This is a genomic window from Streptomyces sp. SudanB182_2057 (assembly GCF_964272715.1).
Classification (GTDB): domain Bacteria; phylum Actinomycetota; class Actinomycetes; order Streptomycetales; family Streptomycetaceae; genus Streptomyces; species Streptomyces rubradiris.
Genome location: NZ_OZ186798.1, coordinates 8,446,208 through 8,470,700, shown reverse-complemented (window position 1 = coordinate 8,470,700; position 24,493 = coordinate 8,446,208). Strand labels below are relative to the sequence as shown.

General features: G+C 71.1%; 21 protein-coding genes and 4 pseudogenes. 20 read left to right on the top strand and 5 right to left on the bottom strand.

The genetic code is table 11. The features are described from left to right. Positions 1 to 261: 261 nt before the first annotated feature. From ACSURM_RS37430 to ACSURM_RS37405, 6 genes are all read left to right on the top strand, one after another. Positions 262 to 915 (top strand): GntR family transcriptional regulator, encoded by a 654-nt coding sequence (locus ACSURM_RS37430; RefSeq protein ID WP_436960649.1) that lies wholly within the window; start codon positions 262 to 264, stop codon positions 913 to 915. A 47-nt stretch (positions 916 to 962) separates the two neighbouring features. Next, on the top strand, positions 963 to 1,721 hold the full coding sequence (locus tag ACSURM_RS37425; protein WP_436960647.1) for a PIG-L deacetylase family protein: 759 nt from the start codon (positions 963 to 965) through the stop codon (positions 1,719 to 1,721). Further along, complete coding sequence (locus ACSURM_RS37420; protein WP_436960645.1) at positions 1,721 to 2,416, top strand: 4-carboxy-4-hydroxy-2-oxoadipate aldolase/oxaloacetate decarboxylase; 696 nt, start codon at positions 1,721 to 1,723, stop codon at positions 2,414 to 2,416. Before ACSURM_RS37425 ends, ACSURM_RS37420 begins: the two co-directional genes overlap by 1 nt. Next, positions 2,413 to 3,495, top strand: coding sequence for a 4-oxalomesaconate tautomerase (locus ACSURM_RS37415; protein ID WP_436960644.1), 1,083 nt, complete (start codon positions 2,413 to 2,415; stop codon positions 3,493 to 3,495). Before ACSURM_RS37420 ends, ACSURM_RS37415 begins: the two co-directional genes overlap by 4 nt. Continuing rightward, the gene (locus ACSURM_RS37410; protein WP_436960642.1) at positions 3,492 to 4,445 is read left to right on the top strand and encodes a catechol 2,3-dioxygenase; all 954 of its coding nucleotides are present in this window, start codon (positions 3,492 to 3,494) and stop codon (positions 4,443 to 4,445) included. Before ACSURM_RS37415 ends, ACSURM_RS37410 begins: the two co-directional genes overlap by 4 nt. A gap of 279 nt (positions 4,446 to 4,724) precedes the next feature. Beyond that, positions 4,725 to 6,038: an MFS transporter gene (locus tag ACSURM_RS37405; protein WP_436960640.1), complete on the top strand. Its 1,314-nt coding sequence runs from the start codon at positions 4,725 to 4,727 to the stop codon at positions 6,036 to 6,038. A 267-nt stretch (positions 6,039 to 6,305) separates the two neighbouring features. On the opposite strand, the pseudogene ACSURM_RS37400 reads toward ACSURM_RS37405, so the two are convergent. Next, positions 6,306 to 6,440 (bottom strand): annotated as a pseudogene (locus ACSURM_RS37400) (transposase); the annotation flags it as partial. 1,334 nt (positions 6,441 to 7,774) lie between these two features. Here ACSURM_RS37400 and ACSURM_RS37395 point away from each other — a divergent pair. Beyond that, positions 7,775 to 8,734 carry a phosphatase PAP2 family protein gene (locus ACSURM_RS37395; protein ID WP_436960638.1) on the top strand — a complete coding sequence of 320 codons (960 nt, stop codon included), beginning with the start codon at positions 7,775 to 7,777 and terminating at the stop codon, positions 8,732 to 8,734. 24 nt (positions 8,735 to 8,758) lie between these two features. On the opposite strand, the gene ACSURM_RS37390 is transcribed toward ACSURM_RS37395, so the two are convergent. Further along, on the bottom strand, positions 8,759 to 9,442 hold the full coding sequence (locus ACSURM_RS37390) for a sterol desaturase family protein (protein WP_436960636.1): 684 nt from the start codon (positions 9,440 to 9,442) through the stop codon (positions 8,759 to 8,761). A gap of 77 nt (positions 9,443 to 9,519) precedes the next feature. Then, positions 9,520 to 10,701: an N-acetyltransferase family protein gene (locus ACSURM_RS37385; RefSeq protein ID WP_436960634.1), complete on the bottom strand. Its 1,182-nt coding sequence runs from the start codon at positions 10,699 to 10,701 to the stop codon at positions 9,520 to 9,522. 236 nt (positions 10,702 to 10,937) lie between these two features. On the opposite strand from ACSURM_RS37385, the gene ACSURM_RS37380 reads away from it, so the two are divergent. From ACSURM_RS37380 to ACSURM_RS37365, 4 genes are all read left to right on the top strand, one after another. Further along, the gene (locus tag ACSURM_RS37380) at positions 10,938 to 12,611 is read left to right on the top strand and encodes an AMP-binding protein (protein WP_436960632.1); all 1,674 of its coding nucleotides are present in this window, start codon (positions 10,938 to 10,940) and stop codon (positions 12,609 to 12,611) included. Between the two features lie 28 nt (positions 12,612 to 12,639). Then, positions 12,640 to 12,921 (top strand): acyl carrier protein, encoded by a 282-nt coding sequence (locus ACSURM_RS37375; RefSeq protein ID WP_436960631.1) that lies wholly within the window; start codon positions 12,640 to 12,642, stop codon positions 12,919 to 12,921. Positions 12,922 to 12,976: 55 nt separating this feature from the next. Beyond that, positions 12,977 to 14,176, top strand: a complete 1,200-nt coding sequence (locus ACSURM_RS37370) for an aminotransferase class I/II-fold pyridoxal phosphate-dependent enzyme (protein WP_436960629.1) — start codon at positions 12,977 to 12,979, stop codon at positions 14,174 to 14,176. A 135-nt stretch (positions 14,177 to 14,311) separates the two neighbouring features. Further along, complete coding sequence (locus ACSURM_RS37365; protein ID WP_436960627.1) at positions 14,312 to 16,576, top strand: MMPL family transporter; 2,265 nt, start codon at positions 14,312 to 14,314, stop codon at positions 16,574 to 16,576. 356 nt (positions 16,577 to 16,932) lie between these two features. Here ACSURM_RS37365 and ACSURM_RS37360 read toward each other — a convergent pair whose 3' ends face one another. Beyond that, positions 16,933 to 17,196, bottom strand: a complete 264-nt coding sequence (locus tag ACSURM_RS37360) for a hypothetical protein (protein ID WP_436960625.1) — start codon at positions 17,194 to 17,196, stop codon at positions 16,933 to 16,935. 392 nt (positions 17,197 to 17,588) lie between these two features. Then, complete coding sequence (locus ACSURM_RS37355) at positions 17,589 to 18,506, bottom strand: PhzF family phenazine biosynthesis protein (RefSeq protein WP_436960623.1); 918 nt, start codon at positions 18,504 to 18,506, stop codon at positions 17,589 to 17,591. Between the two features lie 132 nt (positions 18,507 to 18,638). On the opposite strand from ACSURM_RS37355, the gene ACSURM_RS37350 reads away from it, so the two are divergent. From ACSURM_RS37350 to ACSURM_RS37310, 9 genes and pseudogenes are all read left to right on the top strand, one after another. Next, positions 18,639 to 19,400, top strand: coding sequence for an ArsR/SmtB family transcription factor (locus ACSURM_RS37350; RefSeq protein WP_436960621.1), 762 nt, complete (start codon positions 18,639 to 18,641; stop codon positions 19,398 to 19,400). 299 nt (positions 19,401 to 19,699) lie between these two features. Next, a pseudogene (locus ACSURM_RS37345) lies at positions 19,700 to 20,314 on the top strand (NADP-dependent oxidoreductase); the annotation flags it as partial. Between the two features lie 165 nt (positions 20,315 to 20,479). Further along, positions 20,480 to 21,673: a Rieske 2Fe-2S domain-containing protein gene (locus ACSURM_RS37340; protein WP_436960619.1), complete on the top strand. Its 1,194-nt coding sequence runs from the start codon at positions 20,480 to 20,482 to the stop codon at positions 21,671 to 21,673. Next, entirely contained in the window at positions 21,655 to 22,095 is a 441-nt protein-coding gene (locus tag ACSURM_RS37335; RefSeq protein ID WP_436960618.1) for an SRPBCC family protein, read from the top strand. Before ACSURM_RS37340 ends, ACSURM_RS37335 begins: the two co-directional genes overlap by 19 nt. Positions 22,096 to 22,117: 22 nt before the next feature. Beyond that, a pseudogene (locus ACSURM_RS37330) lies at positions 22,118 to 22,458 on the top strand (sugar nucleotide-binding protein); the annotation flags it as partial. A 21-nt stretch (positions 22,459 to 22,479) separates the two neighbouring features. Continuing rightward, positions 22,480 to 23,028, top strand: coding sequence for a winged helix-turn-helix domain-containing protein (locus ACSURM_RS37325; protein ID WP_436960616.1), 549 nt, complete (start codon positions 22,480 to 22,482; stop codon positions 23,026 to 23,028). Continuing rightward, positions 23,025 to 23,606 carry an IS630 family transposase gene (locus tag ACSURM_RS37320; protein ID WP_436955259.1) on the top strand — a complete coding sequence of 194 codons (582 nt, stop codon included), beginning with the start codon at positions 23,025 to 23,027 and terminating at the stop codon, positions 23,604 to 23,606. Before ACSURM_RS37325 ends, ACSURM_RS37320 begins: the two co-directional genes overlap by 4 nt. Before the next feature lie 45 nt (positions 23,607 to 23,651). Beyond that, positions 23,652 to 23,795 (top strand): annotated as a pseudogene (locus ACSURM_RS37315) (transposase); the annotation flags it as partial. Positions 23,796 to 24,060: 265 nt separating this feature from the next. Beyond that, the gene (locus tag ACSURM_RS37310) at positions 24,061 to 24,483 is read left to right on the top strand and encodes a TipAS antibiotic-recognition domain-containing protein (RefSeq protein ID WP_436961264.1); all 423 of its coding nucleotides are present in this window, start codon (positions 24,061 to 24,063) and stop codon (positions 24,481 to 24,483) included. Positions 24,484 to 24,493 lie beyond the last annotated feature (10 nt).

Sequence of the window (24,493 nt, the reverse complement as noted above, 5' to 3'; positions counted from 1 at the left end):
GACCGCCGTGGACGGCCTGAACACGCTGCGGCATCTGCGCCACGACCGACGTGCGATCGCCGCAGGGCAGCAAGCCGGCGGTGACGGCGGCAACGGCCATTCCACCCTCCCCCGCCCGCGGCTCCGACCCTCGACGAGGGCCATCGGGCGCCGCCTGTCGCATCCGCGTGACGCGCCCCGCCCTCAAGAGTGAGAACAGAATCGTTGACAATTCTGTTGCCCTAGATTTAGCGTCGACAGGCACTCACTCAGGGAGGGCAGATGCCGAAGGAAGCCCGTCCAGGCTCCGGAGAGCAGGCCAAGCAGTATGCGCTGGAGCGACTCAGGAAGGCGATCCTGCAGGGCGAGATGGCGCCGGCCCAGCGGCTGGTGGAGAACGAGCTCGCCGAGAGCTATGGCGTCACGCGTGCCAGCATGCGTGCCGCACTGCTGGACCTGACCTCCGAGGGGCTGGTCGAGCGGATCCGCAACCGCGGTTCGCGGGTGCGGGTGGTGACGGTCGAGGAGGCCGTGGAGATCACGGAGTGCCGGATGGTGCTCGAAGGGCTGTGCGCGGCCAAGGCGGCGACCGAGGCCACCGACGCGCAGCTCGACGAGCTGACCGGCCTGGGCAAGGCCATGTCCAAGGCGGTCGCCGACGGCGATCCGGTCACATACTCCGAGCTCAACCATGACCTCCACGGCCTGATCCGGGACGCCTCCGGCCAGCGCACGGCCGTCGGCCTCCTGGAGCGGCTCAACGCCCAGCTGGTGCGCCACCGCTTCCAGCTGGCGCTGCGGCCGGGACGTCCGCAGCAGTCCCTGAGTGAGCACCTGGCCGTGATCGAAGCGATCAGGGCCAGGGATCCGCAAGCGGCCGAGACGGCCGTGCGTGCCCACCTCAGCAGCGTGATCGACGCCCTGCGCGCCGACTGAGACGCGCTCATGGGGCGGGTGCGGCACTGTCACCAAGGAGATTCAGCATGACCCACGGCAACGGCGCACCCGCCGCCACTCCGTCCCGCTCGACTCTCGTCGTCACCGCGCACGCCGGTGACTTCGTCTGGCGGGCCGGCGGCGCCATCGCCCTGGCCGCCTCACGGGGCGAGAAGGTCACCATCGCGTGCCTGACCTTCGGCGAGCGCGGCGAGTCGGCGAAGGCGTGGCGGGAGGGGAAGAAGCTCGACGAGATCAAGGCGATCCGTCGTGAGGAGGCCGAGCGCGCCGCCGCGACGCTCGGGGCCGAGGTCCGCTTCTTCGACGCCGGCGACTACCCGCTCGTCGCCGCCGCCGAGCTGACCGACCGGCTCGTCGCCGTCTACCGCGAGACCCAGCCGGACGTCGTCCTCACTCACCCCACCGAGGACCCGTACAACGGCGACCACCCGGCCGCCAACCGCATGGCTCTGGAGGCCCGGGTCCTCGCTCAGGCCATTGGCTACCCCGGCGAGGGCGGCATCATCGGCGCCCCGCCCGTCTTCTACTTCGAACCGCACCAGCCCGAGATGAGCGGCTTCAAGCCCGAGGTTCTCCTCGACATCACCGAGGTCTGGGAGACCAAGCGCAAGGCCATGGAGTGCCTTGGCGCACAGCAGCACCTGTGGGACTACTACACGGATCTCGCCGTACGCCGAGGCGTCCAGCTCAAGCGGAACGCCGGACCCAACCTCGGTCTCCCCCACAAGACCATGGCCGAGGCGTACATGCGGCCCTACCCGCAGATCGCGAAGGAGCTCGCCTGATGCCCGGCGTGATCGTCACCAACCCTCCCAAGGCAGAGGCAAAGACCGTCGAGGCGCTCGCCGGCTACGGGACAGCCACCGTCGGCGAGGCCATGGGCCGCACCGGCTTCCTCGGCACGCATCTGCGCCCGGTCCAGCAAGGCGTCCGCGTCGCCGGCACCGCGGTCACGGTGCTGTGCTGGCCCGGTGACAACCTCATGATCCATGCGGCGGTCGAGCAGTGCGGCGAGGGCGACCTCCTCGTCGTCACCACGACCTCCCCGTGCGAGGACGGCCTGTTCGGCGAGCTGTTCGCCACCGCCCTCGCCCGGCGCGGGGTGCGCGGCGTGGTGATGAACACCGGTATCCGCGACACCGCCGAACTGCGCGCGATGGGCTTCCCCGCCTGGTCCGCCGCCGTCAGCCCGCAGGGCACGGTCAAGGCCACCGGCGGCAGCGTCAACGTACCGATCGTGATCGGCGGCCAGGTGATCCGCCCCGGTGACGTGATCGTCGCCGACGACGACGGCGTGGTGGTCGTCCCGCGCGAGCGCGCCCACGATACCGCCGAGGCGTCCGAGGCCCGCGAGCGGAAGGAGGCCGCCGCCCGCGCCGCCTTCCTGGAGGGCGAAGTGGGCCTGGACCGCTACGGGCTGCGGGACAAGCTCAAGAAACTCGGCGTGGAGTACCGCACCTACGAGGAGGTCGAGTCGTGACCGGCCTCGCGGAGGTCCGCTGCATGCTGATGCGCGGCGGCACCTCCAAGGGCGCCTACTTTCTGGCAGACGACCTGCCCACCGAAGAGACCGTCCGCGACGAGCTGTTGCTGCGGGTCATGGGCAGCCCGGACCCGCGCCAGATCGACGGTCTCGGCGGCGCCCACCCCCTCACGAGCAAGGTTGCCGTGGTGTCCCCGTCGGCCGAACCCGAGGCCGATGTCGACTACCTCTTCCTCCAGGTCGCCGTGGACAAAGCAGTGGTCTCGGACCGCCAGAACTGCGGCAACCTGCTCGCAGGGGTCGGCCCGTTCGCTGTCGAGCGCGGGCTCGTACGAGCAGGCAGCAGCGAGACATCCGTGCGCATCCGCATGGTGAACTCCGGTGACTTCGCCACGGCGACGTTCCCGACCCCTGACGGCCGCGTCGACTACAGCGGCGCCACGGAAATCTCCGGTGTTCCCCGAAGCGCAGCTGCCGTGGTAATCGAGTTCCCCCCACGAAAGGGGCAGTTGCTGCCCTCGGGGAACGTGCGCGACACGGTCGCCGGCATCGAGGTCACGTGCGTCGACAACGGCATGCCAACCGTTCTGATGCCGGCTGAGGCCCTCGAGGTCACCGGTCAGGAGGACCCCAAGGACTTGGAGACCAACGGGGAACTGACCGCCCGGCTCCACGAAATCCGGCTGGCAGCCGGGAAGCTGATGGGACTCGGCGATGTCACCGACACCACCGTCCCCAAGCTCACCCTGCTCTCTCCGCCCCGCCACGGCGGCGCCGTCACCACCCGCACCTTCATCCCGGCCCGCGTCCACCCCTCCATCGGCGTCCTGGGCGCCGCGAGCGTGGCGGCCGGGCTGCGGATCGAGGGAAGCGTCGCGCACGGCATCGCGGCCCTCCCCGATGAGGGCGACCGGCTCCGCATCGAGCATCCCAGCGGATTCACGGACATCGAGAGCAGCATCGATCGCGCCCCCGAGGGCGGTCTCAGAGCCCGTCGCACCGCCGTCGTCCGCAGCGCCCGCAAGATTTTCGACGGCACCGTCTTCCCCGTACCACCCACAGGAGGTCGCTCATGACCCCGCCTCTCGGCGACATCGCCCACATCGGCCACGCCCAGCTGTTCACCCCGGACTTGGACGCCTCCGTCGCCTTCTTCACCGAATTCCTGGGCCTGACCGTCAACGGGCAGGACGGCGACACCGTCTACCTGCGCACCTTCGACGACTACGAGCACCACAGCCTCGTCCTCACCGCCGGTGACCAGCCCGGCCTCGGCCGTCTCGCCCTGCGCACCTCCAGCGAGGAGGCGCTCCGACGCCGGGTGGAGGAGATCGAGGCGGCGGGCGGCACGGGCAAGTGGACCGAGGACGAGCCCGGTCTCGGCCGGCTCTACGTCACCACCGACCCGGACGGCCACGAACACGCCCTGTATTGGGAGAGCGAGCACTATCAGGCACCCCAAGCGCTCAAGCCGTCTCTCAAGAACCAGCCACAGGCGAAACCCAACCGCGGCGTCGGCGTCCGCCGCCTGGACCACATCAACTTCCTCGCCGCCGACGTCCTCGCCAACGCCGAGTGGCAGGAACAGCTCCTCGGCGCACGCCCCACCGAGCAGATCCGGCTCGACTCCGGCAAGATCGCGGCACGCTGGCTGACGTACACCGACAAGTCGTACGACGTCGTCTACACCTCCGACTGGACCGGCAGTGAGGGCCGTCTGCATCACATCGCCTTCGCTACGGACACCCGCGAGGACATCCTGCGCGCCGCCGACCTCGCCATCGACACCGGCGTCTTCATCGAGACGGGACCACACAAGCACGCCATTCAGCAGACGTTCTTTCTCTACGTCTACGAACCCGGCGGCAACCGCGTCGAACTCTGCAACCCGCTCACTCGCCTCGTCCTGGCTCCCGACTGGCCGCTCATCACCTGGACCGAGGAGGAGCGCAAGAAGGGCCAGGCATGGGGCCTGAAGACCATCGAGTCCTTCCACACGCACGGCACGCCGCCCGTGCAGCCCTGATGTGATCTGTCCTTCCAGGCCCCGGGGAACGGCCACCACCCGTACCCCGGGGCCGAATCGCTGCCTGGATTGTTAACAAAAGTGTTGACGTAATGGCTATGGCTTCTTAACGTCTACGCCACAGCGAGCTTGAGGCTCCCCCCCCTCCGCGGAGTCCGAAGCTCGGGGGCATGCTCCGTCCGTCCTCCCCCACCGGCCGCGCGAGCCGCACCGACCCCATTGCCCTTGCAGCCAGGGACCAAGGCCCCGTCCTGACGTCCCGCACGAGAGGAAACAACGATGTCCTCCTCCACGACCTCCCCGCTCGCCCCGGCGACCGGGACAGCGACCCGCCGTAGCCGCACCGCCGTCATCGCCCTGTGCTGGGGACTCGTCCTCCTCGACGGCATCGACACGTTCATCTACGGCTCCGTTCTCCCGAAGATGCTCGGCGGCCACAGCCTCGGCCTCACCCCCGACCTCGCCGGCACGATCGGCAGTTACGCCAACTTCGGCATGCTGCTCGGCACGATCCTGTCCGGCATGGCCTCGAACTGGATCGGCCGCCGCGTCACCGTCTTCGTCAGCGTCGTGATCTTCACCCTCGCCACGCTGGGCACCGGCTGGTCCCAGTCCTCGGGCCAGTTCGGCTTCTTCCGCTTCGTGTGCGGCTTCGGCCTCGGCGCGCTGCTGCCGATCGCGATCTCGTACGGCATGGAGTTCACCTCCCGCGGCCGCCGCGCCCTCGCCACCGGCGTCATCATGACTGCCCACCAGGCCGGCGGCGCCCTGGCCCCGCTGATCGCCCTCTGGCTGGTCGACGACCACGGCTGGCGAACGGCCTTCATCGCCTCCGCGGTGCCCGCCCTCATCCTGCTCCCGGTCGCCTTCAAGCTGCTGCCCGAGTCGCCCACCAACCTGCTTACCCGCGGCCGCCACGCCGACGCCGAGCTGCTCGCCGCCGCCTACGGCACCGAACTGGCCGAGCCGAAGGCGCACCGCGGGGACAAGCTGGACGCGCTGAAGAACCTCTTCCGGCACAGCCAGTGGTCCACCACCCTCTGCTTCTGGCTGACCTCCTTCGCGGGTCTGCTGCTGGTCTACGGAGTCGGCCAGTGGCTGCCGAAGATCATGGTCGAGCTCGGTTACGGCACCGGCGACTCGCTGCTCTTCTCGACGTTCCTGAACGTCGGCGGCATCTGCGGCATGCTCATCGCCGGCCGCACCGCCGACCGCATCGGCCCGCGCAAGGTCGTCATCGCCTGGTTCCTTCTGACCGCCGTCTTCGTCTACCTCATGGGCATCAAGATGCCGGTCGGCGTCCTGTACGCGGTGGTCTTCTTCGCCGGACTGCTGCTCTTCTCCGGCCAGACCATGGTCTACGCCACAGTCGGCACCCACCACAACGACGAGGACCGCCCCACCGCCCTCGGCTGGGTCTCCGGCATGGGCCGCTTCGGCGCCATATTCGGCCCGTGGATCGGCGGCGCCCTCATCGAGGCGGGCAACGCCGACATCGGCTTCACCATGTACGCCTGCGCCGCGCTCTTCGGAGCCCTGATGATGGCCCTGGCCGCCCTCACCATCAAGACACGCACGGCCGCGAAGGTCTGATCGCCGGCGAAGTGCTCGGCCGGGGTTTCCCAGCCCAGGACTTCGCGGGTGTGACTCATCCCGACGGCGGTCGTGCCGCTCACGGACGCCCATATTACAGGGGGAGACGCTGGATACCGTCCTGACCAGGTTGAGCACTTCTCGGGCGACATATCGTTTGAGGCATCGGATGTCGCGTCGGTTATTGCCCTCCTGAGTGCGGCGTTCGAAGTACGCCTGCGTGCGCGGGTCGTATCGCAGCCGGGTGAACACCATGCGGTGCAGGGCGGCGTTCGCCTGACGGTCGCCGCCGTAGTCGAGCCGGCGCGTGCTCCGCCGGCTCGACGAATACTCGACGGGGCTGACTCCGCAAAGGGCAGCAAAGGAAGCTTCGGTGTTCAGCCGCTCGGGGTTGTCTCCCATGGTGATCAGGAGAGTGACGGCGCTGTCCGGGCCGATGCCTACCGGTACGAGCAGCTGTGGGGCGTGGCGTTCGACGAGCCGGGTCAGGGGTTGGTTCAGCTCATTGATCTGTCCGGTGAGCTGTTCGATGCGCTCGGCGAGCATGCGCAACGTCATGTGGGTGGCCTGGGCCACCACTCCGTCCTCGTCTCCCCCACCGTCGAGTTGGCCGAGGGTCGCGCAGGTGCGGAACAGCTCGGCATTACCCTCGACAACCGTTCCCGCAGGAAGGGACCCTGGACGACTATGCCGACAGACGATGCCGATCCTTCAGGTCGCCGCCTGCCGCGCGCTGAAGACTGGAGTGAGCCATCCCATACGCACGCCTTGGTCGGAATACTCTGCGATCAGGGCGTGCAGCACCTCCGCCAGGGGGCGGCCCCCTCCTGCTTCTCGACGGTGACCGTCCAGCCCTCGGTGTTGTTGCTCATCCATTCGACGTCGGCTGGATGAGCGTCACGGACCCTGATCTTCATGCTTCATAGCCTACGACTGCGTCTCCAGTGGCCATCACGGCGGTGTGAGCCTGATCAAGTGGCCGATTTCTCGGGCAAAGTAGCGATCGAGACGCATGAGACTGTCACGCGCGGGTTCCCGATGCGGTGTTTGTAGGAGTTACGGGAGTGCGGATCGACGCCCACATGGACGTCACACGCGACAGCGAAGTAGCCGTGGCCTGGCCACAGGCCGAGATGGCCAGTTCAGCTGCCGATAGCCACCCAGTCGATCCGGCCGTCACCGCTCCCGCACTCACGCGTCCTGGTCACGCTGGGAGGCACACTGGCTCCTTCGCGGCACCGACCGCATCGTGCGCGCCAGCGCGTTCGGCCTCACGTCGAAGCGCACCGGAGCGCTCCGGTGCGCTTCCTGCACGTGTTCGTCCCCGACGTACACACCAGGCGCTTCCGCCCCGGCCTGCGCGTCAAACGCGTCCGGCAGACACTCGGCGTCTACGCAATCACCTGGTCCATGGGCCCCGGCTCCGCAGGCGCGCCACACGGGAATACGGACCCGCCGCCGCCCCGGTGAACAGCACGTCGTCTGGCGCCTCATCAGCGGCCACGACATCCTCGACCAGCCGTGAACATGACCCCGTCACCGTCAACCGCGCCGCCGGGGTCAGGCGCTGCGCGACCGGCGGCCCGCCGTCTTCTTCGCCCCGGCCTGCTTGGCCGGCCGGCCCCAGGCCCGCTGACCGCGCCAACCGCCTCGCCGTCCCCCTCGTGACCGGTCGCCGATTTCGGCGTTCATGAGGGTATACAGGGTGATTCAACCGAGAAGTCACGGAGCGGCGCATGCGGACGGCGACCACCAGGACGGGCACCCGGACCCGCACCATCCTGTCCCTGCTGGAGCCCGGGGAAGCCGTCGTGCTGCCTTTCCTCGTCCTCCTGGCCCTGCTCGCCGTCGCACGTCCCTCGGCCGTCGGGCACCCCGACTCCCGGTTAGCGCTGGCCGCTTCGGCGGTGCTGGCGGCCCTGTGGTGCGCGGCCGCGGCATGGTGCCCGGTGTGGCACGGCAGACGCGCGCGCCTCACCGGACACGCCCGCGGCCTGCTCGCCCTGGCGCTGTGCCTGCTGCTGTACCCGAGCCTGCGCTGGGCCGTCCCGATGGTGCACCCGGCCCGATACGACGCGGCGCTCGCCCGCGCCGACCGGTGGCTGCTCGGCGGCCGCGACCCGCTGACGATGGTGGAGCCGCTGATGCACCCCACGCTGACGGCGGCGCTGTGCTGGGTCTACTTCTGCCTGTGGGTGCCGCCGGTCTCACTCGCGGTGGTCCTGGCCGTACGCGGCCGCCATCGCGAACTGTCCGACCTGATCCTGGCGTTGACGCTCGGCCACTGCGCGGGTTTCGCCGGCTACTTCCTGCTGCCGGCGATCGGCCCCTGGTACGAACTGGCCGACCGGTTCACCGTCTCGATCGAGGGCAACTGGTGGATCGCCCACTACCGGGCGCACAACAACAACGTCGACGCCTTCCCCAGTCTGCACATCGCCACCACGACCCTGGCCGGCTTGCTGGCCTGGCGGGACTGCCGGCCGCTGCTGTGGCTGCTGTCGCCTCTACTCGTCGCGATCGGCCTGTCCACCCTGTACCTGCGGTGGCACTACGTGGTCGACGTGCTGGCCGGCCTGGCCCTGGCCGCGGCCGTACGGCTCCTCGCACCGCGCCTCAACGCGGCCTGGCCACGGACCCAGACCGTACTGCCGCGACCGGCGGAGGCACCTCCGCGCCACAGCGTGCCCCTGTGACGCGGAGGCCGGCGGGCCGGCCTTTCAGCCAGCGGGCTGCGAGCCGGCGTCGCCGAGCAGGCTCCCGGGCTCCCCGGTCCGGCCCGAGCGGGTTCTCGGGGCCGTGCCGAAGACGTGGTCCCAGTAGGGACAGGAGACGCCGAAGCCGCGCTCGTGGTCGTCGAAGTGGTGCAGCAGGTGCCTGCGCCGCAGCGTCCTGCCGACCCTGCCGGAAGGGCGGTGGTGGTGGACGCGGTAGTGCACCGTCTCGTAGACGGCGTACGCCGTGAAGAAGCCCGCGGTGACGGCGTGGCCGACGCCCCGGCCGGGCAGGAGCTCGAACAGGGCCATCGACACCGCGGCGACCGGCAGGCTCACCACCGGCGGCATCACCACCCGGCGGACGTCGTTGGGGTGCTCGTGGTGGATGCCGTGCAGGGTCCAGTGCAACCGGCGGCCCCAGCCGCAGGACGGCTCCCAGTGGAACACCAGCCGGTGCACCCAGTACTCGGTCAGCGTCCAGACCAGGTAACCGGTGACGAAGGCCGGCAGGGCCGTGAGCCAGCCGGAGACGTGCACCGAGGCGACCACGAGGACGGCCGCGGCGGGACCGTAGAGCACGGCCGGCAGCGCCGGGTGCACGCGGGTGAAGCGGTCGAGGAACGGCGAGTCGAAGAGGGGCGGTGAGGCGCTGAGGCGCTCGGCGCGTGCGGGACTCACGGCTGTCATACGTGTCCCTGGGGTGAGAGGCGGAGCGGAAGGGGCCGGACGCGGGTCCGGCTGCGGGCGGACGCGGCGGCGGCCGGTCACACGGGGCCCTCGTACAGCGCGTACCGTTTGGACACCCGGGCCCCGAAGGCGGCCAGCGTCCGGTTGGCGGCCTGGTTGTCCGCCAGGGTCCAGGACACCTCGGCGGTGCGGTAGCCGAGGCGCCGCGCCCTGCGCGACACCTCCACGTGGAGCAGCGTGTCCAGGCCCCGGCCGCGGTACTGGCGCAGCACGCCGGCGGCGACCACCCGTACCCGGGTGATGTGCCGGGCCGCGCGCAGGTACCGCACCAGCCCGAGAGGCACGCCGCAGGTGTGCAGCCGCCCGCGGGCCGCCCGCAGCGCCGGGGCGACGTCCGGCAGCACCAGCGTGAAGGCGGCCGGCTCCCCGTCCACCTCGGCGATCAGCACCAGCTCCGGCCGTGCCGCGCGGCGCAGTTGCTTCGCCAGGGCGTCGAACTCCTTCTCCGACGGCGGCGAGTAGCCCCAGTTGTGCTGCCAGGCCTCCTGGTAGAGGCGGCGCAGGACGACCGTCTCGGCGGCGAAGTCCCGCAGGTCGACCGGCCGTACGCGCAGGCCCCGGACGGTGCGTGCCACATGGCGGGCGAGCCGCTCGGCCCGCGGACGGTCGTGCAGATCGAGGGGGATCTCCCAGGCCAGCAGGTCCATGGCCGGCTCCAGCCCGCCCGCCGCCAGCAGTTCGGCGTAGTAGGGCGGGTTGTACGGCATGAGGACGGCCGGGGGCTCCTCGAAGCCCTCGGTGAGCACACCGCACTGGTCGTTCGTCGTGAAGTCGACCGGGCCGACCATGCGCTCGTGGCCCCGCTCGCGCAGCCAGGCGGTCGCGGAGGCGAGGAGCGCCCGCGCCGCGTCCGGGTCGTCGGCGCAGTCGAACAGACCGAAGAAGCCGTGCCGGGTGCCGTGGTGGGCGTTGTGGGCGGGGTTGTCGATCGCGGCGATCCGGCCGACCACGTCCCGTCCCCGCCGGGCGAGGAAGAGTCGCACCGAGCCGGTCTCGAAGAAGGGGTTGGTCCTCCGGTCCACCTGCCGTCGCTGCTCCGTCCGCAACGGCGGGACCCACAGCGGCAGATCGCCGTGGAGGCGGTGGGGCAGATTCAGGAAGGCGCCGTGGTCGGCTCGGGAGTCGACGCCGTGCACCCGCACGGCGGTGAGCGGTTGACGGGTGCGGGGTGGTGGACCCGTCTGCTTCGCGTAGGCCATTGAGCCAGGTCTCCTGGGTCGCTGTGGTCGGGCGGCGAGGGCAACACCGGATATTACACACAGTGCCATGGTGGCTACTTAGTGTATCTTCCGGTGGGGCCCGGCCCGTACGCGGCTGACGCTGCGGCGGGGTGCAGGAGACGATTTCGAGAGGGAACACATTGAGGCAGAGCGGTAGTGTCGCCGCGCCCCACGACACCTTGGTCGATGCGGTACGTGCCCATGCCGAAGCGGGCGTGGCCAAGACCGTGGGGGCGGCGGAAGACGTCCGGCTCACGTATCCGGAGCTGTGGGCCAGGGCGACGGCCTGCGCCGCGCGACTGCGCGGTGTGGGTGTCGAGCCGGGCGCCCGTGTTGTCGTGGAGACGGGCACCTCTACCGCCGTGCTCTGCGCGGCGCTGGGGGTTCTGGCGGCCGGTGCCGTGCTGGTGCCTGTGGCCGCCACCCCGAGTGTGCGGCCCGACTCGGCGGACAACCGGCGGGTGACCGGCATTGTCCGCGCCAGCGGGGCCGGCTGCTACCTCACGTGCGGGGACGCCGTCGCCCGAGCGGACCTGCTGGCAACCGCCGGTTTGGATCTGACCGTTCTGCGCGTCGAGGACGTGGCCACCGAGGACGTGGCCGGGGCGGGGGAGCCGCACCCGCTGCCGCCGGTGCTGCCGCAGCAGGCGGCCCTGCTGCAGTTCAGCTCCGGGAGCCTGGCCGCCCCCAAGGGCATCCTGCTCAGCCACCGCAACCTCGTGGTGAACGTGTGGGCGTTCCTCCGGCGCATCGGGCTCGTCGCGGGCCGGGGCGTGACCTGGCTGCCGCTCTCCCACGACATGGGGCTCATCGGCAGCTTCCTGGGCTGCCTGTACGGCGGTTCGGCCTTCCACGCCCTGGCGCCCGGCGCGTTCGTGCGCGACCCCCTGCGCTGGGTGGAGGCGATGTCCTCCTTCGGCGCGACCCACTCCAGCGGGCCCCCGTTCGCCCTCGACCTGACGATGCGGCGGGCCGAGCGCGTCCCGGCCCGGCTCGCGGGGCTCGACCTGTCCGCCCTGCAGGCGCTCGTCGTCGGCTCCGAACGCATCTCGCCGCAGCTGTGCGACCGGTTCGAGGCCGTGTTCGCGCCGTACGGCCTGCGCCGCCACACGCTCCTTCCCGGATACGGCCTGGCCGAGAACTGCCTGGCGGTGACCCTGCGCCGGCCGCTGACCCGGTCCGCCGTCATCGCGGCCGACCCGGAGCGGCTCGAAGCCGGCCGGCTCACCGAGGTGCCGGCCGCCACGTCCGGGCAGGCGCCGGCGAGGTCGCTCATCGGCCATGGCGTGCCGTTGGAGGGCACCGAGGTCCGGATCGTCACGGCCGACGGCGTCCCCGCGCCACCCGGCGCGGTCGGGGAGATTCGCATCGGTGGCGAGTCCGCCTGCGAGTGGATCGTCGGCTCCGAAGGACGCCAGGTCCCCGCCCGCGGGCCGGACGGGCTGGTGCCCACCGGGGACCTCGGTGCCTTCGTCGACGGCGAGTTGTACGTCGTGGGCCGGATCAAGGAGGTCATCAAGCACGCGGGCCGCACGATCGCACCCGCCGACGTCGAGCAGACGGCCCTCGCCGCCGAACCCGTGCTCCTGGGCGCCGCCGCGGCCGTGGCCGTCGCCCGGCGTGAGACCGCCGACGACCTGGTGCTCTTCCTCGAGGTCCTGCGCGCCACCGGCCAGGACGAGCAGGCACGGCTCGCGGACACCGTCCGGCTCGCCGTCCTGCGGGACTTCGGCCTGCCGGTGCAGGAGATCTACGTGGGACGGCGCGGCGCCCTGCCCAGGACCACCAGCGGCAAGGTGCGGCGGCTGCACCTGGCCGAGGAACTGCGCACGGACCGGCTCGGCCGGTGCTGGAACCGGACCGCCCAGCTCGCGACCGTATCCCGATGACCCGCACACACCGAACGAGGAGAGCGACGTGACGGAAACCCTCTCAGGCGTGGGGAACGACGTGCGCGAGACGGTCAAGGCGCTGCTCGCCGCCCGGCTGCTGCTGACGCCGCAAAGCCTGGACGAGGAGGCGACGCTGGAACGCGTCGGTCTGGACTCGCTGTTGCTGTCGGAGACGCTGGCCGCCGTCGAGGAGGAGTTCGACGTCGCCCTGGACATCGTGCCCCTCGCCGAGCACCTGTACCCGACCCTCCCCGTGGGCCCTCTGCTGGACGCGTTCGCCGAGTCGGTGACGGCGGCCGCGGCGTGAACGCGGTGCCCGCTCCCCTGCCCGCGACACAGCCCACCCCCCGAGGACGGCTCTGATGGACTTTTCCCCGGCAGTGAACAGCGCGCTCGACACCGTCGACACCTGGCGCCGGCAAGGCTGCTACCCCCTCTTCCCCGTCGTCGCCGAGGCCTGCGACACCACGGCCCGCATCCGCTCGGCCGACGGTGACGAGCAGCCGGTCACCGTCTTCGCCTCGGCCGACTACCTCGCGCTGTCCCGTCTGAACCAGGTCAGGCACGCGGCGATCGAGGCGGTCGAGCGCTTCGGCACCGGCGCCTACGGCACCCAGGCGGTGGGCGGTTTCACCACGCTGCACCAGCAGCTCGAAACGACCGTCGCAGACTACTTCGGCAAGCCGGCGGCGCTGCTCTTCCCGACCGGCATGCAGGCCAACGTGGGAGCGCTGGCCACGCTGGCCCGGCCCGGGGACACCGTGCTGACCGACCACCTCAACCACGGCTCCATCACCCTGGGCATCCAGCTGTCCGGAGCCCGCATGGCGCCGTTCCGCCACAACGACGCCCAGCATCTGCACGAGTTGCTGCGCCGCGGCACCGGACCCGGCAGACGGATCGTCGTGGTCGACGGGCTCTTCAGCGCCGACGGGGACCTGGCCGCGCTGGCGGAGATCGCGGACGTGGCCGAGGCGTACGACGCCGTGCTGGTGGTCGACGAGGCCCACAGCGCCGGACCGCTCGGCCCCCGCGGACGGGGCGCCGCCGAACAGCTCGGTGTGCTGGAGCGCGTCGACGTGATCACCGGGACGTTCAGCAAGGCTTTCGCCTCCACGGGCGGCTTCGTCTGCGCCGGCGCGCGCGTGGTGGACGCGCTGCGGCACACGGCGGTCGCCTACCTGCTCTCACTCGGGCTGCCGCCCGCCGCCGTCGGGGCGTCCCTCGCCGCCTTCCAGGTGCTGGAGAAGGAGGGGCCCCGGCGGCGCGAGCATCTGGCGCGCACCGCCCGGTCGCTGCGCGAGCGCCTGCGCACAGCGGGTGTGGACATCGCCGGGTCGGCCGCCCACGTGGTGGTGGTCCCGGTCGGCTCGGTCGACCGCACCGCCCGGGTCACCCGGCGGCTGCGGGAGCAGGGGCTGCTCGTCGGTCCGCTGTTCCCGCCCGCGGTGCCCATCGGCGGTGCCCGGCTGCGCCTCGGCGTCACCGCCGCGCACACCGAGGAGGAACTGGAGCGCGCCGCGCTCCTGGTCTCCCGGGCCCTGGCCGAGGAACCCGGGTGACGTGCGGGCCGGCGGCGGACGCCGGGGCGGACCGCTGCGCTCCGCGTCCCCGCCCGCCCCGGCCCCGCCCACGGCAGCGGCGGAAATCCCGCCCCATGCACAAGGCAGGACCCACCGCGGCCCTGAGGGAGTGGTATGGAAGTGACGACGAAGCCGGCCAGGGCCGCCTCGCCCGGTGACGATCGCAAGGCCAGGCGCTGGGCGTGGGTGGTGGTGCTGGTCGCCTGTCTCCTCGGCGGCCTGTCCGCCGTGGCGTCGCAAGGGGTGACGGGGCGGCTGTCCCAGGGCGGCTGGACCCTGGAATCGGCCGAGTCCAGCCGCGCCGAGACCACGCTGGCCACCCGGTTCGGTGTCGTCGGGCCCCAGCTGATCGTCCGCGCGGACGCCCCCGGGCCGCTCGACGCACGGCGGACGGCCGCGGCCGGGCGCGAGGTGTGCCGTCGGCTGGAGGTCGATCCGCGGGTGGACCAGGTGACCTGCGCCTGGCCGGCCCGGGACCCGGAACTGCGCAGCACCGACGGCCGGTCCGCCGTGGTGCTGGTGCACCTGCGGGGCGACGAGCAGACCGTACGCACGGCGGCACGGGACGTGCAGGCCCGCTTCCCGGAGCGGGTGGGCCCGCTGCGGGTGTCCATGTCGGGCAAGGCCCTGGTCCTGTCGGAGACCGAGAGGCTGAGCGAACGGAGCCTGCACCAGGCGGAGCTCATGGCCGTACCGCTCGTCCTGCTGATCCTGCTGTGGGTCCTGGGCAGTCTGCCGGCGGCGCTGCTGCCGGTGGCCGTGGGGGCGCTGGCGGCCGGTTTCAGCATGGTCTTCCTGGGGCTGCTCGCCGAGCACGTCACCGTGTCCGCGTTCGCCCTCAACATCACCACGATCCTGGGCTTCGGACTCGCGGTCGACTACTGCCTGCTGCTGATGCGCCGCCACCGGGAGGAGACAGCCTCGGGACGCCGCCCCCGCGCGGCGCTTACGGTGATGCTGCGCACCTCCGGGCGCGCCGTCGTCTACTCCGCGGCGACCCTCACCGCCTGCCTATGCTCCATGCTGCTGTTCCCGCAGCCGCTGCTGAAGTCCGTGGCCTACGGCGGCATCGCCGTCGTCTGCGCCTCGGCGGCGGCGTCCCTCACCGTGCTGCCCGCCCTCCTGCTGCTGCTGGGTCGGCACATCGACCGCTTCGACGTCTTCGCACGGCTGCGCCGCCCGGTGCCCGACGTGACCCGCGGCGGGTGGTTCCGGCTGGCCCAGCGCACCATGCGGCACCCGATCGCGGCGACCACCGGCCTGCTCGCCGTGCTCCTGCTGCTGGCGGCGCCAGTCACGGACGTACGGCTGGGCATGTACGACGAGCGCATCCTGCCGCCGTCGACGCGACTCGCCCGGATCACCACGAAACTGCGCGCCGACTTCGACTCCACGGTAATGGACCGGGCGCAGGTCGTCCTGACCCGCTTCGGCACCGGACCACGGGCGAACAGCGCCCTCGACGCGTACGCCGAGCGGCTCTCCCGGGTGCCGGACGTGCGCCGGGTGGACGCCGCGACCGGCACCTACCGCGAGGGACGGCGCACCGCCGCGCCTGGCCGGGCCGCCGCCGCGTACACCGGCAGCGGCGGGACCTGGCTGGCGGTCGTGCCGGAGCGCGAACTCAATCCGTCGTCCCCCGAGGGCAGCGACCAGGCGCGTGCCCTGCGGGCGGTGCCCACGCCGGCGCCCGCGCTGGTCGGCGGGCCGGGCGCGGCCCTCGCCGACCTCGAGGACGCCCTGACCGCCCGGCTCCCCTTCGCCCTCGGCATCATCTGCGCGGCGACGCTGCTCCTGCTGACCCTGTTCAGCAGGAGTGTCCTGATTCCCCTGAAGGCGCTGCTGCTGAACGTCCTCACGCTGGGCGCCGCGTCCGGTGTCGTGGTGCTGGTGTTCCAGGACGGTCACTTCCTGAGCCTGCTGGGCGACGCCTCGGCCACCGGGGTCACCGACGTCGTCGTCCCCAGCCTGATGTTCTGCCTGGCGTTCGGTCTGTCCATGGACTACGAGGTGTTCCTGCTCTCCCGCATCGTCGAGGAGCACCGCCGCGGTCACCCGACGTCGATGGCCGTGGCACTGGGACTGCAGCACACGGGCCGCCTGTTCACCTCGGCCGCGCTGGTCTTCGTGACCGTCGCGGTGTCCCTGGCGCTGTCCTCGCTGCTGCTGCTCAAGGTGTTCGGCGTCGGTCTCGCGCTCGCCGTCCTGCTGGACTGCACCGTGGTCCGCGCGCTGCTGGTGCCCGCCCTCATGAAGCTATTCGGCGACGCCAACTGGTGGTTCCCGGCGCCGCCGGGGTGGGTGCGTGCCCGGCCGCGTCCCCGGGCCCTACCGGAGCCCACCGAGGAGTTGCAGCCCACGAGCCCGACCGGGAGGTGAGCCCGACCGGCGGTGGAGTCTCCCGATCGTGCCGTCCCCGATCGCCTCGGCGCCCTCGCGGAGCTCGGATTCCGCGGCCTGGACAACGACGTACTCGCCCCCGTGATCGGCGCCGGCTTCCACGCCAGCCGCACCCAGAAGCTCACCCCCGGTGAGAAGACCGCCAACCGCGTCTTCGCCGTCGGACGCGCACCTGTCGAAACGGCATCGCCCATCTCAAGAACTGGCGGATCCTCACCAAGCTCCGCACCGACCCCGCCCGCGCCACCCACCTCCTGCACGCCCTGCTCATCCTGACGAACCTCTAGGTCAATCGCTGATGGCCGGCACCGTCGGGACGCCAGGGGTGTTCGGCGTCAGGATGGAGTGGCTGCCTGCAGGACGGCGTGCCAGGGAGTGGCGTCGAAGATCAGGCGGATGGTGTCAATGCGGCCCTGGGCGAGGTGGAAGAATTCGGCGGTGCGCTGGGTTCCGATGGCCGGGATCGAGGTGTGGACGTCGTAGACCAGGGTGGCTTCTGTCTCGCCGTACAGTTCGCTGATCAGATCGACGCCGGTCACGCTGCCCAGGAACGCGTCCAGGCCACTGAGATGGTCGTGCGCGCTGTCGGAGGACATCATGCAACCGGAGCACGGTACTCGTCAGAGCCGGTCGGTCCCCCGTCCGCACCGCACCCAGAGGCATCGCCGGCCCGGCCCGGGCATCGGAAGCTCGGGGTGCGCCGTGTCCACTCCACCGCGGCGCCTGGCGGGAGCTCCGCTGTCGAGGACGGCAGTTCCCGGCGGAGCGGTCCGGCGTCCACGGTGCCGCCGGCCGCCTGCATGTCTCCGGCCGAGATCGACGGGACCGACCGGCCCTGCGTGCATCGCCGCGGCACGACTGCCGACGACCTTCGGCCGCGGCAGGAGCCGCTTGACCGGCGGCGGCCGGAAAGCGCCCACGCCTCCCCGGCCGCCCGGAGGCCGGCTTCGGATACCCGGCTCACGGGCGGCTCGCCCGGCGCGATGGCCCGTTACGGCCGCGGCGCCGCCACCGGCCGGACGGCGATCGCGGCCCCGGTGACGCGTACCCGCGGATCGCCGGCCCGCAGGCCGACCTCCAGCAGTGACGGGCGGCCCATGTCGTGGCCCTGGTGCAAGGTGAGCCGCGCGTCGGCCGGGACGAGGCTGAGGTCGCGGGCGTAGGCGCCGAACGCCGCGGCCGCGGCGCCCGTCGCGGCGTCCTCCACCACACCGCCGATCGGGAAGGGATCGCGGACGTGGAAGACGGTCGCCGTCTCACGCCACACCAACTGCACGGTCGTCAGGTCGAGCCGCCGCATCAGCCGCAACAGCCGGTCGAAGTCGTAGTCCAGGTCGGCCAGCCGCTCACGGGTCGAGGCCGCGAGGACCAGGTGACGCACGCCGGCGAAGGCGATTCTCGGAGGCAGGGCGTCATCGAGCTCGCCGGGCTGCCAGCCGAGCGCCGCCAAGGCCTCGGCCACGTCTGCCGGATCGGCGGCGAGCACGCGGGGCTCGACACTGGTGAGGGTGGCTTTGAGTACGCCGCTCTCTTCACGGACGGTGACGGGCACGTGGCCCGCGGCGGTGTGGAAGCCGAAGTCGCCTTCACCGAGGCGCTCGGCGAGCGCCACCGCCGTGGCCACGGTGGCATGGCCGCAGAAGCCCACCTCCGCCTTGGGGCTGAAGAACCGCAGTGTGAACGAGCGATCGTCGTCCGGGTCCGGCCCGGCGGTGACGAAGGCGGACTCCGAGTATCCGAGTTCGGCGGCGATCGCCACCATTTCGGCTTCGCCCAGAAGGGAGGCGTCCAGGACGACCCCGGCTCTGTTGCCGCCGGCCGGGTCCGTGGTGAAGGCCGTGTAGTGCAGCACTTCGGCCGTCAGATGCGGAGCCGGTTCACTCGCGTTGGTCCTCGTCGGGTTCGCCATGGCCGGTCGTCCTCTCCGGTGAGGTCTCCTTGCGGACCTGCCCGGGCGGCAGGCCGTGTTCCCCTCCTACAGACATGATGGGAGCCGATTGCTTCGTCGCGCATCGAAGTGTCGACGTCGTACGCTGCGCGCATGATGGACGAGCCGCCCAAGCAGCAGACCGACATCGCCCGCGCCGCGGCGCTGATCGCCGACCCTTCTCGGGCCCGGATGCTCAAGTGCCTGGGCGATGGCCGCGCCCTGCCCGCCGGCCTGCTCGCCGGCGAGGCCGGTGTCAGCGCCGCCACCGCGAGCGCGCACCTGGCCAAGCTGGTCGAGGGCGAACTCGTCACGGTCAGCCGGCAGGGCCGGCACCGCTACTACCGACTGGCCGGCCCGGACGTCTCCGCCGCCCTCGAAGCCCTGGCCCTGATCGCCCCGCCACTGCCCGTCACCTCGCTCAGGCAGAGCAACCGCGCCAGCGCCCTGCGCCGCGCCCGCACCTGCTACGACCACCTGGCCGGCCAACTCGGCACCGGCCTCATGGGCGCACTACTCGGCCAAGGCGTGCTGACCGGCCACGACGGCGTGCACCGCCCGGAGGAGGCCCTGCGCGACCGCCCCGCGGCCCACGGACACGACATCCGCTACCAGCTCACCGACAGCGGCCGGACACGCTTGCGTGAACTCGGTGTCGACACCGACCGTTTGCCGCCGCGCCGCCCAGCGGTGCGCTACTGCGTCGACTGGAGCGAGCACCGCCACCACCTCGCCGGCGGGCTGGGTGCGGCGCTGACGTCCCGGCTGTACGAGCTGGGGTGGGTGCGCTGGGGCAAGGCGCCGCGCGTGGTGCTGGTGACCGACGTGGGGGCCGCGGGCCTGCGGCGTACGTTCGGACTGGCTCTCCCGCGATAGCGGATTGGCCCAAGACCGCGTCCGCCGACTGCCAGGCCGGCCTGAACGTCGTCGCCCACGAGCCCGGTCGCCGCCCGCGCACGGCCCGCGGCGATCGCGTTCCGGCAGATCCACGCCGGCCTACCGAGCAGCGGGGATGCTCCGATCGCTTGGGCTCGCCGTCGTGTGACGGCAGGCGGGACACTCGCGAGGGGCACCGCCGAGCGATTACTTGGCCAGCCACAGAATCGGGGCTGACTGTTATGTGGCCGGCCACGGAAGTGGTCGGCGCGAGAACACCACCCGAAGAGACAACAGCCATGAAGGCCATCGTTTTCGACACGTTCGGCGGCACCGAGGTCCTGCACGAAGCGGAGATCGACCTACTCCAGCCCGGCCCCGGCCAGGTCCGCGTGCGCGTCCACGCCGTCGGCGTCAACCCGGTGGACGGCAAGATCCGCTCCGGCGGCATGGAGGCCTTATTCCCCACCACTCTGCCCGCCGTGCCCGGCGGGGAGATCGCTGGCGTGGTCGACGCGATCGGTGAAGGCGTCGACCACCTGAAGGCGGGCGACGAGGTGCTGGGCTGGTCCGACACCGGCTCCTACGCGCAGTACGCCCTGGCGTGCGCGACCGTCCTCGCGCCCAAGCCGGCCGGCCTGGAGTGGAAGCACGCCGCCGCCCTGCCCGTGGCGAGTGACGGCGCCGAACGCGTCCTGGACCTGCTCGGCGTCACCGCCGGCGACACGCTGCTGATCCATGGCGCGTCCGGTGCGCTCGGCACCATCGCCGTCCAGCTCGCCGTCGCCCGCGGCGCCCGCGTCATCGGCACCGCCGGACCGGCCAACCAGGAATACGTCACCTCGCTCGGCGCGACCGCCCTGGTGCACGGGGACAACCTGGTCGAGCGGGTCCGCGAAGTTGGGGGACCTGACAGGTTCGAATCCGGTGGATCGCGGCAAGTACGGCTCGTGCGCATCGCCGTCGCGCCTGTCCAGGAACGGTAACGGGACGAAGGTACGTATACCAACGCAGTTTCCCCACGGTCGACGCGGAGATATTCGAGGGGTCCACCGAATGTCCTGCCAAGGAGGCCGAACATGTGGGTGCCGGTCCTGAAGACCAGCGAGCTGGGCCGCTCGCCGGTGCGCGTCATGTACTGGGGATCGCCGGTGGTGGTGTTCCGCACGGCCGCGGGCCGGCTGCGCGCGCTCTCCGATCAGTGTGCTCATCGCGGCGTCGCCCTGTCCCATGGCGTCGTCGAGGGGGAGAACATCCGCTGCGACTACCACCACTTCAAGTTCGACGGGACGGGCGCTTGCGCGGAGGTCCCCGCCGAATTCGCGGCCGACAGCGACTTCAAGGCCCGGTGCAGCGTGCGGCGCTACTTCGTCCGGGAAGCGGTGGGGCTCATCTGGGTGTCGGTGGAGGACACGGCGCAGGCCGCGTTCCCCGTACGTGAGCAGAGCCTGCCCGAAGGGCACGTGACGGCGTCCGGCTGCTTCGAGGTCCACGGCGACGTGCGGGTATGGATGGACCACTTTCTCGACATCCCGCACTGCATCTGGACCCACGCCGAGACGGCCTATTGGAGCAGGCGTTCCCGGCCTGCCGTACTGGAGTCGCACGCCGTGCACATCGACGCACACAGCGTCTACCCGGTGCGCCCCGCCATTGACATGGTCTTTCGCGCCGAGCGGCAGGCACCGGTGACCTACGACAAGAAGATGGGCGTCGTGGCCACCTTGTCCCAGGCGCGCTCCATGCTGCGCGGCCGGTCCTTGTCGCCCGAACCCTTCCACCTGAAGGTCCACGCAGACCTGGTGACCCCGCTGTGCCAGGAGAGCCGCATCGAACTCGGCCGCACCGGCCTGCGACTCACCGGCTGGACGTCACTCAATCCCGTGTCGGACGACACCACGCACTTCTACTGGGGCGCGGCGTGGGTGCCTCCCCGGCAAGGCTCCCTGCGCAAGCGGCTCACCAGCAGGCTCATCGCCGATTTCGCGCGGCAGCACCTGGGTGTGGAGGACGGACGCGTGCTGGAGGACGCGCTGTATGTGGAGGGGACCGAGTTCCACGACACAGCGCTGGACTCGACGGTCCGGTCCATGCGCGCCGTCTTCGCCCGCTACCAGCAGGAGAAGGCGCACCTCTACCCGGCCGACTCCCTTCTGCGCCGGCTCAACTACCAGGACCCCGCATGGGACCACGCCCACCGCACCACTGGTCGTCCCGCGCGGGAGGACTGCCACGACCGCACCGAAGGACGCACATGGCCGCACACCAAGTAACCGTCGTCCGCACCATCGACGCCCCGGCGCGCGCACTCTTCGACGCGCTCGCCGATCCGCGCAACCACCCTCGTCTCAACGGGGACGGCTCCGTGCGGGCCACCGTCGACGCCCCGCGACGGCTGCACGCCGGTGCGGAGTTCCGCATGCGGATGCGGCACGTCATTCCGTACTCGATCACCTTGCGGGTGATCGAGTTCACCGAGGGGCGCACCATCGCCTGGCAGCACTACGCGGGCCTGATCTGGCGCTGGCACCTGACCGAGCTGGGGGCGGGAGACCGTACAGCCGTCACGGAAACCTTCGACTACTCCCGGACCCGCCTGCCGTCCGTCCTGTGGCACTTGTCGCCCGCCCCCCGGCACAACCGCGGGAACATGGAGCGCAGCCTCGAGCGGCTGGAGCGCCTCGTCCTCGGATGACCAGGCCGCCAAGCGCCTGACGGTGCCCGCAGCCGCCTTCCGGTGGGCCCGCCACACCGGCCTCGTCCCCGCCCCCGACTCCAGCGGTGGAGCCGACTGGGCGGTCACCGCCGACAGTTCCGTCCGTCTCGCCCAACGGACGGCGCGGCGGGGGTCCGCCTGGTGCACGTCTCCAGCGACGACGTCTTCTCCGGGGCCTCCCGCTCCCCCTACGACGAGACGGCCCTTCCCGATCCGGTGACCCCTTACGGGGCGGCGAAGGCCGCCGCCGAGACCGCGGTACGCCTGCTTCACCCGGGCGCGGTCGTCGCCCACACCTCGCTGATCATCGGCGACGGCGGGTCCGCCCACGAGCAATTACTGATCTTTTCGTAAGTTCGGTGGGTGTGGTGGCCGTGTGAGTGGGAGGCTGTTGGGGTGGCATATCAACCTTCCCCTTCGGTTGTCGGCTCCTCCCTTCCTCCCTTGTCGCGGCCTCAGTTGGCGGAGGCGCGTCGTGTTCGGGCAGTCGAGTTGTTCGAGGGCGGCGTCTCGAATGCGGAGATCGCGAGGGCGGTGGGGGTATGTGCCGAGAGTGTGCGGCGCTGGCGGCGGGTGTGGGAGCAAGACGGTGCTTCGGGCCTGCGGAGACGGGCGGCCACCGGACGCCCGCCCAAGCTGGACGACACCCAGGTCGAGATGGTCCGGGCCGCGTTGGAGCAAGGTGCCCAGGCTCATGGTTTCGAGGCTGATCTGTGGACCCTGGAACGAGTGGGCGCGGTCGTCACCCGGGCAACGGGGGTGGTGTTGTCGAGGGCGTCGGTGTGGCGGCTGCTGACCGGCCGGCTCGGATGGAGCCTGCAACGGCCCGAGCGGCGGGCGGTCGAGCGGGACGAGTCGGAGATCGCCCGGTGGATCGCGCACGAGTGGCCGCGCATCAAAAAGGGGCCGTGAACACACGTGCCTGGATCGTCTTCCTCGACGAATCAGGCGTCTCCCTGCTCCCCCAGATCCGCCGCACCTACTCGCCCCGAGGGCGGACTCCGCTCCTGCGGCACCGTCTGAACTGGAAGCGCGCGTCGATGGCCGGAGCCTTGGGCTACCACTCCGCCGATCCCGATCGCGGGGCCCGCCTGTGCTTCCACCTCAAGCCCGGCAGCTACGACACCGCCGGGCTCATCGAAGTCCTGGAGCAGGTGAAGGTGTTCTATTGCGGCGAGCGAGTGGTCCTGGTCTGGGACGGCCTGTCCGCCCACTGGAGCCGGGCGATGCGGGCCTGGGTCGCCGAACAGGACTGGCTCACCCTGGAACGATTACCCGCCTACGCTCCCGAGCTGAACCCGGTGGAACTGCTGTGGTCCTCGCTCAAGAAGCGTGAACTCGCCAACCTCGCCGGCGACCACCTCGCCGATGTCGCCGACGCCACCGAGCAAGGCATCCACCGCATCACCGCCGACCCCCGACTGCCATGGTCTTTCCTCGCCCATACCGGCCTGACCATCTGCCCACCGAACTTACGAAAAGATCAGTAGGCCGTGTATCGAAAGTGGATCTTGAGCTGTGAATCTTCTCGGTTCATGGGACGGGGAGATCTCACGGACGAGCACTGGGCGGTGCTGGAGCCGTTGTTACCGAGGGGGACGAAGGCGGGGCGGCCACCCGTCTGGCCCCGGCGGCAGTTGATCGACGGCATACGGTTCCGCGTCCAAACCGGTGTTCCGTTGTGAAGACCGGTCGACCGGCCGTCATGGAACCGGACCCGGCGCCGGCCGAGCTCGTCCGGCCGCGCAAGGTCACCGCGGGAATTCCGGCCGCTCCTTTTGCCGCCGGCTGACCGGGACGGAGCGCCGGAGGGTCCAAGAAATGGTTTGCCGACCCGGTGGCTGTGTGTCACCGTTCGGCCTGGACCGGCAGTTGATCATCGGCGGCCGGTCGATGTTGACATGTCGCGGCCTCTCGGGGTTCCACCGGAGAGGTGACGAAACGATGGGAACCGGTGCCGTGGGAAACAGTTACGAGGACGAGTGTCGCCGGTCGTTGGCCGAGGAGCAGGCGAAGAGCCTTGCCGGGACCAACAACTGGGAACATGTGGACAGGGAGCAGGTCCACCGGGACTGGGACGTCCTGTACCAGGAGATCACGGCTTTGCTGGACGGCGGCTCCCTGCCAGGGGACCAGCAGATCCAGGAGCTCGTCCGCAGGCACTTCGACATCGCCTGCCGGTTCTACACCCCCTCCAGGGAAGCTTACGTCGGCATGTCGCTCTTTTACGCCGAGAACGAGGCCATGAGGGCGTTCCACGATTCCTACCACCCCGGTTTGGTGGATTTCCTGGGCGCCGCGATCAAGGTGTTCGCCGAGCAGGGGAGCGGGTTCGGCCCCAGCGCAGGGGCCGAGGCTTGGGCGTAGTCGGGCGGCA

Bases quoted from the DNA above. Each gene is read 5' to 3' on its own strand.
- ACSURM_RS37430 (WP_436960649.1), top strand. From the start codon at position 262: ATGCCGAAGGAAGCCCGTCCAGGCTCCGGAGAGCAGGCCAAGCAGTAT.
- ACSURM_RS37425 (WP_436960647.1), top strand. From the start codon at position 963: ATGACCCACGGCAACGGCGCACCCGCCGCCACTCCGTCCCGCTCGACT.
- ACSURM_RS37370 (WP_436960629.1), top strand. From the start codon at position 12,977: ATGGACTTTTCCCCGGCAGTGAACAGCGCGCTCGACACCGTCGACACC.
- ACSURM_RS37390 (WP_436960636.1), bottom strand. From the start codon at position 9,442: ATGACAGCCGTGAGTCCCGCACGCGCCGAGCGCCTCAGCGCCTCACCG.
- ACSURM_RS37385 (WP_436960634.1), bottom strand. From the start codon at position 10,701: ATGGCCTACGCGAAGCAGACGGGTCCACCACCCCGCACCCGTCAACCG.
- ACSURM_RS37340 (WP_436960619.1), top strand. From the start codon at position 20,480: ATGTGGGTGCCGGTCCTGAAGACCAGCGAGCTGGGCCGCTCGCCGGTG.
- ACSURM_RS37405 (WP_436960640.1), top strand. From the start codon at position 4,725: ATGTCCTCCTCCACGACCTCCCCGCTCGCCCCGGCGACCGGGACAGCG.
- ACSURM_RS37365 (WP_436960627.1), top strand. From the start codon at position 14,312: ATGGAAGTGACGACGAAGCCGGCCAGGGCCGCCTCGCCCGGTGACGAT.
- ACSURM_RS37420 (WP_436960645.1), top strand. From the start codon at position 1,721: ATGCCCGGCGTGATCGTCACCAACCCTCCCAAGGCAGAGGCAAAGACC.
- ACSURM_RS37355 (WP_436960623.1), bottom strand. From the start codon at position 18,506: ATGGCGAACCCGACGAGGACCAACGCGAGTGAACCGGCTCCGCATCTG.
- ACSURM_RS37335 (WP_436960618.1), top strand. From the start codon at position 21,655: ATGGCCGCACACCAAGTAACCGTCGTCCGCACCATCGACGCCCCGGCG.
- ACSURM_RS37395 (WP_436960638.1), top strand. From the start codon at position 7,775: ATGCGGACGGCGACCACCAGGACGGGCACCCGGACCCGCACCATCCTG.
- ACSURM_RS37350 (WP_436960621.1), top strand. From the start codon at position 18,639: ATGATGGACGAGCCGCCCAAGCAGCAGACCGACATCGCCCGCGCCGCG.
- ACSURM_RS37310 (WP_436961264.1), top strand. From the start codon at position 24,061: ATGGGAACCGGTGCCGTGGGAAACAGTTACGAGGACGAGTGTCGCCGG.
- ACSURM_RS37360 (WP_436960625.1), bottom strand. From the start codon at position 17,196: ATGATGTCCTCCGACAGCGCGCACGACCATCTCAGTGGCCTGGACGCG.
- ACSURM_RS37410 (WP_436960642.1), top strand. From the start codon at position 3,492: ATGACCCCGCCTCTCGGCGACATCGCCCACATCGGCCACGCCCAGCTG.